The following is a 9,043-nucleotide window of genomic DNA, read 5'->3' as shown; positions in this document are numbered from 1 at the left end:
TTGCCTCTGGTAACCATACATGTAATGGGAATTGAGCCGATTTACCGATGGGGCCAAAGAAGAGCAAAATTGCAACGATCGTGAGTAACCCCGCCCTTGAAAGTTCACCGACCCATCCAGAGTGTTCCACTAATTCTAAGAAATTGAAAGTGCCTGAATAAGAGTAGATGATTAAAATTGCTGAAAGAAGTGCTACGTCACCTATGCGTGTAGTAACAAACGCTTTCATCCCGCAATGAGCATTGTAATCTCCTTCGGATCTCCTTAGCATTGGGTATGGTTCATCAATCATATTTGGTTTCTTATGCCAGAATCCGATTAATCCATATGAACAGGCACCGACAATTTCCCAGCCAACGAACATCTGCAAGAAATTGTCAGCGATCACAAGAAGTGTCATACCCCCGATGAAAAACTGCATCCAAAACCAGTAGCGGGTTTGGTCAGGGTCATGTGACATATACCCAAGGCTGTAGATCATTATAAGAGCGCTTATACAAGTGGCTACGTTCGCCATTAAGACGGACAGAGGATCTACCAGGACTCCAGCATTTACATTGATATATGGAATCCAAGGCACTGTCCAATCAAATGGGACGTGTTCTGTACCATTCAACGTATTTAACAAGAGAGGATCATAATTCATAACATTTCCTGTTAAAACATCTGGAATCATAGATAACGCAAATCCGGCAGCCACTAAAGAAAAAAGGACTGCCATATAGTCTCTAATTTTTGGATGAGCTTTTGCAAAAAGTGGAGTTAAAACCGCTCCAATCATTGGAATAGCCCAGCAAAGCCAGGGTGCGTAAGGTAACATCTTTTGAACACCTCTACTCCTTTAATCGCCTTAGTTCGCGAATATTGATTGTTTTATACTGACGGTAAGCCGATAGAATGAGCGCCATCGCAACAGCTGCAATACAACCACCGATTACAATACTTGTAATCACGATCGCGTGCACCAAAGGATCTATTAGTCCACCATTAGCATACGCGCTAAATGCTATAAAATTAAGATGCGCTCCGTCGATTAGAATTTCAAGACCTATAATGAGCTTAATCATGTTGCGCTTACTAACAAAGCAATAAAAACCGATTACATAAAGGACAATAGCTGTTCCTAAATAGAACTCGATGCTTAGAGGTGGTATTGCCATTATTCTTCATTCCTCCTTTTGAGTTCTTCTCTAAACAGAGCAGCCGCTCCAATTGCGGTTGCGAATAATAAGAATGCCTGTAAGATCATATCAATTCCGCGATTACTCCATAGATTCTGAGTAACAGTTTGTGGAATGTTTCCAAGCTCTACAGAAAGCGGCGGCTGACCATAGATGAAGGGAGTTATCGTGGAGATGCTCGAAAATAAAAGAACAAAGAATGCAATTCCAAGCAGAGCACCAATTATTTCAAAGACAATTCTCACGTTACTAACTGAACTCTTGCCTGCCATTTTATTTAACCTCCCGTTCTTCTTGAGATACTAAGCTAATAGTTGCTAGCATGAGTATAGTTATCGCACCAGCATAGACCGCGATTTGAAAAACCCCAACGTATGGAGCGTCCAAGAGAAAAAAGAGTACACCCAATAAAACGCTCATTATTGCCAATGAGATCACGCAATACACTATAGAGCGAGACTCGATGGCTAAAATAGCAGTTACAATAAGTCCAACAAGTATAATTAAATGCCAAATACTCATAAACGCAATCTGCATAATCTCACCGTTCTAGTTTATGGTTTTGATATATTTCAAAATCAATCTTTCTAAAACGAAGAGCCATCACTAACTTTTTCCATATAAAGTTTTCTTCTAAGTAAGCTTTTCACGAAAATATATAATGAACGATAATGACAAATAGTATCTTTACTCCACTGTCATATACAGTCCAATATATGAATTTATCCTTTCCTAAAACAACCCAACATATATCTCATTCCCTGATACTGCCTTAAATTAGAGATAATTTGATATACAGGTTATCACTAAAGAAAGAACGCGTTATATCATATAGATGCCCCCTAACGTTCATTTATATTTGAATATTACTCTAATTGTTAACAAGACTGCATATTCACCCTAAAAAGTAAAACTTAAATTTCAATACCTTTCATCTAAGGTATTATCATTTCTTGATAATAATTTGGAAATTGAAATTTACAAGGCAATAGTCACAAGGAATGTGAATAAAATGAGTGAGTTAGAAATAGAGAATAAAATTGTTAACGCTGCAAAATCAAAATTTGGAGACGGATTAACGGATTCAAAAATTGAACGCCCTAGGAGAGTCTACCTCACATTCAATAAAGAGTCTATTCTTGATGGGGTATCATTTCTGAAGAAAGAATTTGGTGGAACACATGTTAGTACAATTACAGGTTTAGAAGCAGAAGAATCTTTTGAAGTTCTCTATCATATGGCTACAAGACCAAAAGGTTTGGGCGAGATAGAGATAGAAGTTACAGTAAGAGTACTTCTGCCAAAAGATAATCCGACTGTCACTTCAATTACAAGTGTCATTCCAGGAGCAGTACTATATGAGCGCGAAGTTCATGACCTCGTTGGAATTAACTTTGAGGGACATCCAGGCTTGACTCGATTAGTCTTACCGGATGACTGGCCAGATGATCTATATCCTTTGCGTAAGGAAAAAGATGTACACGAAGTAAAGAAAGCGTACGAAGAAAGTCGCAAGTAATCCGCCTTTTTCACCTTTTTTAATTGTGCGAATGGAGTGTAGCATTTGTCTCCAATGAATATTATTTTTGTCTGTTATGCAAATCTGTGTCGAAGCCCTCTTGCCGAAGGAATCTTCAAACAACTACTAGAAAGCAGTGAAAAATCAGATAGCATAATTGTCCGCTCAGCAGGGATCCATGCTTACGAAGGTTCACCACCACATTCTAAATCCATACAAGTAGCCAAAGAACGAGGAATCGATATTTCAGGATATGGCGGTGTACAACTTACGAAAGAGATGGCAAGAGAAGCAGAGCTTATTTTAACGCTAGATGAAAGTGTTAAGCAGCATATACTATCGTACTACACCAACGATTCAAAAAAGGTGGTTACATTGAAAGAATGCGGTGGAGAAACAGACGATTTAGATGTAGACGACCCTTATGGGCTCTCAACGGAAGCGTTTCGAAGATGTGCTGATGAAATCGAGGAATACTCAATTAAAATTCTTGAGAAACTGGATCTGTAGATATTCTAGTTTTAAATACGGATTAAATTAGTTAAGAAGGCTAAATTCCATTAATAACACTGTCTAATGCTTCATTTAATTCCTTGATATCATATGGTTTGGCAACTACTCCACTAAAACCATAATTTTTAAAATCAGCCATAACAGGATCTGTTGAATATCCGCTTGAAACTATAGCTTTGACTTTCGGATCAATTTCAATGAGTTTTCCAATAGTTTCTTTGCCACCCATACCACCCCGAATAGTCAAATCAAGAATAACAGCATCGAAAGATTGTCCTGTGTCTTTAGCTTTCTTGTATATTGTTATTGCTTCTTCACCGTCTCTAGCAAACCCAACTTCGTACCCTAAAAAGGTTAATATCTCACCTAAAGAGTCCCTGATGACCTCTTCATCATCCATGACCATAATTTTTCCTTTGCCAGTGATAGGTCTATTTTCCGCTTCTTTCTCTTTCGGGACTTGTGTTTTTAAAGCAGGAAGATAAATAGAGAAGTTTGAACCAGCGCCAAGTTTTGATTCTACAACAATATGCCCCTTATGATTTTTTATTATTGAATAAGCGATCGTAAGTCCTAAACCGCTTCCTTTTTGTTTTGTAGTGAAATAGGGGTCGAATATCTTTTGAAGATATTCTTCTGGAATACCGATCCCCTGATCTTTTATACTTAACTTTATGTAGCGTCCCTCTTGTAACGGCAAAATATCTTTTGTTCCAATAATCACATTTTCAGCACTAATATTGATTATTCCCCCATCTGGCATAGCTTGGTCAGCATTGATAATAAGGTTATTTAGGACTTGACTGATCTGTCCTTCATCAATTTCGACTGACCAAATATCTTCAGGAATGGAAAATTTGCACTTGACATTGGATCCACTCAAGGTAAAAACGGTTGTATCTCTGAGTAATTCGTCAATAGAAGCGGTTTTTTTGACCGGAGCGCCGCCTTTGGAAAAAGTAAGCAATTGTTGGGTCAAATCTCTTGCCCGTATTGTGGCTTTTTCTGCCTCACTCAACCTTTCTAGCACTTTTTCTCTGAATGGAGCATACATTTTTGCAAGAGTGATATTGCCTAAAATCCCAGTAAGAATATTATTAAAATCGTGAGCTATGCCGCCTGCAAGAATACCAAGCGATTCAAGTTTCTCTATTTTGTGAAGTTCTTCCTCCATCTTACGTTTTTCGGAGATGTCTCTAATGATAGCCCATCCTTTGCTCGCAAAACCCTCTTTATCTTTCATCAGCCATGCCCTAATAGAAATAGGGATTAATGAACCATCTTTCTTCGCAATTTCGAGTTTGTGTTCATCTGAATATCCTTTTTTTTGCCTAGGTTCGATAAGTACTTTTGTTAATTCATTATGCCATTTACTAGGCACGAGATCCATATAGTTCATTTTTTTGATCTCTTCTTTTGTGTAGCCAAGCATATTCGCAAAAGCCTGATTGCACTCTATAATATTTCCACCATCTGCGGAGACGATGCCATCTATTGAAGATTCATATAATCCTCGGTAACGCTCTTCTGACTCAATTAAAGCTTCTTCAGCGCGCTTACGCTCTGTAATATCACGTATAATAGACCATACTTCTAAAGGTTTGCCTTCTTTATTCTTGGTGAGCCAAGATCTTGCGGAGACAGGAAAAATTGTTCCGTCTTTCTTAATGCATTCTAACTCGAACTCGTCCGAATAGCCATATGGAATGAGTTGTTCGTTAATCATTCTTTCAATTATTTTGTTCCATTTACTGGGAATCAGTTCTTTGAGCTTTAACTGATATATCTCCTCTTTCGTATAACCATGCATGTCTATAAAAGCTTGGTTACAATCTAAAATGTTTCCTTCTATATCTTGAGAAACGATACCGTCTATAGTGGAATTGTAAAGCCCACGATAGCGTTCCTCAGACTCTTTGAGTTCTTTTTCTAATTTTTTAACTTTCCTGATATCAGTCAAAACACCTTGAATAATACGCGTTCCTTCCAATTCAAAAGAAGTTGTATTAAGAAGACAAGGAATTATCTCACCGTTTTTTGTCATCACAGAAAACTCATAAGATTCAAGCACATTTTTTCCAGCAATTCTTTTTTTCAGTCTCTCTTTTATCATCTGTCTCTGTTCAGGAACAATTGGTGACAAATCATCTAAGCTTATGTCAAGTATTTCCTTAAGTGAATATCCTAAGGTATTCAGAAGTGCTTGATTAGCGAATGTAAGCTCCCCATCTTTAATTAAATAAATCATGTTTGGATCTTTCTCTACAAGCGTTCGGTATTTCTCTTCTGACTCAACCAATTGCCGCTCCAGTTTTTTTCTTTCAGTGATATCACGAATAATGCCTTGGTATCCTATAATTTTTCCATCATTATCCCGCCGTACTGTCGCAGTAAGCAAGCAATCAATCTCTGTATTTTCTTTCTTTCGCAATTTTAATTCATAGTTTCTGACTGATCCTTTTTGTTCTATCTCTCGTTGAAATACTGAACGATCTGTAGGATCAATATATAACTCTCGGACGTTTATTTTTTGCAACTCTTCTCTGCTAAAACCGAACAATTCAATTAATGCTTGATTAACATTGATTAGTTTACCTTCTCGGGTGGTAAAATATATAGCATCTCTTGAATCCTCAAAAAGGGAACGATAACGTTTCTCACTCTCTTTAAATGCTTCTTCAACTCGTTTTCGTTTACTAATATCTCGGATAATAGCCCATGTTCCTGTTAAATTGCCATCCCTATCTTTAATGAGCCACGTCCTCACAGAAATAGGTATAATTGTCCCATCTTTCTTAATTGCTTCCATCTCATTTACATCAGAAAAGCCACGAGGTATTATCTGCTCATTGAGAATTTGTGCCGTCTTTGCAAGCCATTTATTAGACATGAGATCCTGGAATTTTGAACGATAAAGTTCTTCCTTAGTATAGTCGAGCATATCCGCTAAAGACTGATTACACTCTATAATGTTTCCGTCCATATCTACAGAGATAATACCATCTCTGGAAGATTCATATAACCCGCGATAACGCTTTTCACTTTCCTTTAAAGCCTCTTCAGCCTGCTTGCGTTCAGTGATGTCGCGAGCGATGGACCACCTTCCAACTGGTTTACCATCCTTATCTTTGATGATCCAAGTTCTTATAGAAACCGGGAGGCTGGAACCATCTTTTTTGATGGCCTCTAATTCATACTCATCAGAATAGCCCCTTCTGAACACTTGTTCAGTAATAATTTTATTCCCAAAATCATGCCATTTTTGGGGTACAATGTCATAAACAGTAAAATTATACAGTTCTTTCTTAGTATAGCCAAGTATATCCGCCATTGCTTGATTACACTCTACAATTCTTCCGTTCATGTCCACCGAAAAAATGCCGTCTCTTGAAGAATCATATAATCCACGATAGCGCTCTTCACTTGCTTTAAAGGCATCCTCAGCCCTTTTGCGCTCAGTAATGTCAATTAAAATCCCTCTATAGCCAATAGGAGGCCCACCTTCATTCTTAATCACGTTACTATGAACAATAACTGGGAACCTGCTTCCGTCTTTTTTCTGAGCAGTAAATTCAATTATTCCAATATCTTCTCCGTTATATAATCTAGAAATGCTTTCTTTAAGCCTCTCATGGTCTTCTTGAGCAATCACCTGAAAGGCATTGATCCCCCTATCAAAATCTTCTTGAGAATAACCAAAAATGTCAAAAGCAACACGGTTAACAAAAGTGAGCTTTGCATTCAAGTCTATTTCAAAAACAGTTACTGGTAAGAGCACAGCCAACTCTCTGAACCGCCTTTCACTTGTTGCTAGTGCATCCTTGAATCTCTCATGCAATTCTTCAGATATTCTTAAATTAGTTATACGTTGATGCAGCTCTATAAGTTCATTTACCAGTTGTTCTTTCGTCTTATCCTCATAATTCATTTTGAGAGGCTCCTAGTGGATCAATACTTAATAAAGGCACTCTTCTCATAAGATTGACTTATTATCATTTTTCTTTATCATTTTGTTTCTATATTTCTTGTCTACACGGAGGTATAAATTTTTGTCGCTAACTTGTTTCTATGATTTGCTCTATGAACATATTATGAAATGTCTAAGTTTTTCCTGCTCTCTGAATGTAGTACGCTACATATTTAGCTACCATACCTCCAATTCAAAAAAGAAATCTTCATTACAAGAATGTGTTTGAAAAATAGATGATGTTAGTGTAAATGTAAGTTATCAGCAACTACATATTGCATAGAAAAGATGAATCACAAAAGCAAAAAAATAGAACACATTCCTACAAAATTGGACCTAAATAAAATGTTTCGCAAAGCTAATTTTCAAGAAAGTATTGATCTTGTCTTTGTATAATCTTATGTAGTGTCTTACTCAATTCGTTAATGTCATATGGTTTGGCAATGACGCCACGAAATCCATATTTCTTGAAATTTGCCATTACAGGATCAGTAGAATACCCGCTTGAAACAACTGCCTTAACTTCAGGATCAATTTCAATTAATCTTTTAATTGCCTCCTTACCTCCCAGCCCGCCTTTTATAGTTAAATCCATAATGACAAGATCAAATGGTTCTTCTAATTCTTTCGCTTCTTTAAAAAGTGCAATAGTTTCTTCGCCATTTTTAGCAAAGTCAGTTTGGTAACCTAGAATTGTTAATATTTCATCTAAAGCATCTCTAATGATTTCTTCATCATCCATAACCAAGATCTTCCCTTTGCCAGTAATTGGTTTTCTTTCTGCATCATTCTTTGCATGAATCTGCGTTTTTGACGCAGGAATATAGATATAGAATACTGTGCCTTTACCCAATTCTGATTCTACTGAAATAAGTCCGTCATGATTTTTTATTATTGAATATGCAACCGTGAGCCCTAGACCACTCCCTTTTTGTTTCGTAGTAAAATAAGGATCAAATATCTTTGAAAGATATTCCTTTGGTATGCCGATTCCATGATCTTTTATAGCAAGTTTAATATATTTTCCCACGTTTAGTGGTAGTCCTGATTCAGATCCAACAGTAATATTATCTGCATGAATCTCAATTATCCCTCCCTCCGGCATAGCTTGATCGGCATTGATTACTAAGTTGTGGATGACTTGACTGATCTGTCCTTCATCAACTTCAACTGACCAAAGTTCGTCTGACAGATAGAATCGGGATGAGACGTTTGTTCCACTTAAAGCAAACTTAACGGTATCTTTGAGGATTTCGAATAAGGATGTAATCTTTTTAATGGGTGCGCCGCCTCTTGAAAAAGTAAGCAATTGTTGGGTCAGATCTTTCGCACGAATCGAGGCTTTTTCTGCCTCTGTCAAGCGCTTGGATACAACTTCATTTGATTTTGAAGCCATTTTCGCAACTGAAATGTTTGTTAGAATAGCAGTTAGGATATTATTAAAGTCATGTGCGATGCCACCAGCAAGAATTCCGATTGATTCAAGTTTTTCGAACTTTTGAAGTTCTTCTTCTAATATTCGCCTTTCGGTGATGTTACGAACGATGGCCCACAATCCCATTGGCTCATCAACTTTATTTTTGATAAGCCAGACTCTTACTGATGCTGGAAAGATCGTACTATCTTTCTTGATGTGTTCAATTTCAAATTCTTCAGTATATCCCTTTTTCAGTAATTGTTCATTTATGATTTTGTCAAGAAGCATTTGCCATTTATCAGGTATAAGATCTCGAAGCCTTAACTTAAAAAGTTCTTCCTTAGTGTAGTCAAGCATATCTGCGAATGCTTGATTACATTCTATTATATCTCCTCCAATATATGCTGAAACAAGGCCATCAATGGATGACTCATACAAACCACGAT

8 protein-coding genes are annotated in these 9,043 nt (G+C 37.1%); 2 read left to right on the top strand and 6 right to left on the bottom strand.

The annotated features are described in order from the left end of the window. The 4 genes from QVB70_RS08100 to QVB70_RS08085 form a co-directional block, all read right to left on the bottom strand. On the bottom strand, nucleotides 1-820 hold an 820-nt coding region (locus QVB70_RS08100; RefSeq protein WP_287585215.1), incomplete at its 3' end, for a proton-conducting transporter membrane subunit. Nucleotides 821-833: 13 nt separating this feature from the next. After that, nucleotides 834-1,160, bottom strand: a complete 327-nt coding sequence (locus QVB70_RS08095; protein ID WP_287585213.1) for an NADH-quinone oxidoreductase subunit K — start codon at nucleotides 1,158-1,160, stop codon at nucleotides 834-836. Further along, nucleotides 1,160-1,453 carry a hypothetical protein gene (locus tag QVB70_RS08090; RefSeq protein WP_287585211.1) on the bottom strand — a complete coding sequence of 98 codons (294 nt, stop codon included), beginning with the start codon at nucleotides 1,451-1,453 and terminating at the stop codon, nucleotides 1,160-1,162. The genes QVB70_RS08095 and QVB70_RS08090 overlap by 1 nt, the downstream gene beginning before the upstream one ends. Before the next feature lies 1 nt (nucleotide 1,454). Next, complete coding sequence (locus tag QVB70_RS08085) at nucleotides 1,455-1,718, bottom strand: NADH-quinone oxidoreductase subunit J (RefSeq protein WP_287585209.1); 264 nt, start codon at nucleotides 1,716-1,718, stop codon at nucleotides 1,455-1,457. 475 nt (nucleotides 1,719-2,193) lie between these two features. Between QVB70_RS08085 and QVB70_RS08080 the strand changes: the two genes are divergently transcribed. After that, complete coding sequence (locus QVB70_RS08080) at nucleotides 2,194-2,700, top strand: NADH-quinone oxidoreductase subunit C (protein ID WP_287585208.1); 507 nt, start codon at nucleotides 2,194-2,196, stop codon at nucleotides 2,698-2,700. Nucleotides 2,701-2,754: 54 nt separating this feature from the next. Beyond that, complete coding sequence (locus QVB70_RS08075; RefSeq protein WP_287585217.1) at nucleotides 2,755-3,210, top strand: low molecular weight protein arginine phosphatase; 456 nt, start codon at nucleotides 2,755-2,757, stop codon at nucleotides 3,208-3,210. A 40-nt stretch (nucleotides 3,211-3,250) separates the two neighbouring features. Here QVB70_RS08075 and QVB70_RS08070 read toward each other — a convergent pair whose 3' ends face one another. Both QVB70_RS08070 and QVB70_RS08065 read right to left on the bottom strand, forming a co-directional pair. Then, nucleotides 3,251-7,141 (bottom strand): PAS domain S-box protein, encoded by a 3,891-nt coding sequence (locus QVB70_RS08070; protein ID WP_287585206.1) that lies wholly within the window; start codon nucleotides 7,139-7,141, stop codon nucleotides 3,251-3,253. Nucleotides 7,142-7,538: 397 nt separating this feature from the next. Further along, nucleotides 7,539-9,043 (bottom strand): ATP-binding protein (locus QVB70_RS08065; protein WP_287585201.1); only part of this gene is annotated, 1,505 nt, incomplete at its 5' end.

This window comes from Candidatus Borrarchaeum sp., from assembly GCF_019058535.1.
GTDB classification, from domain to species: Archaea; Asgardarchaeota; Sifarchaeia; order Borrarchaeales; family Borrarchaeaceae; genus Borrarchaeum; species Borrarchaeum weybense.
The sequence above is the reverse complement of the archived record's forward strand: the minus strand, read 5'-3'. Positions and strand labels throughout refer to the sequence as shown.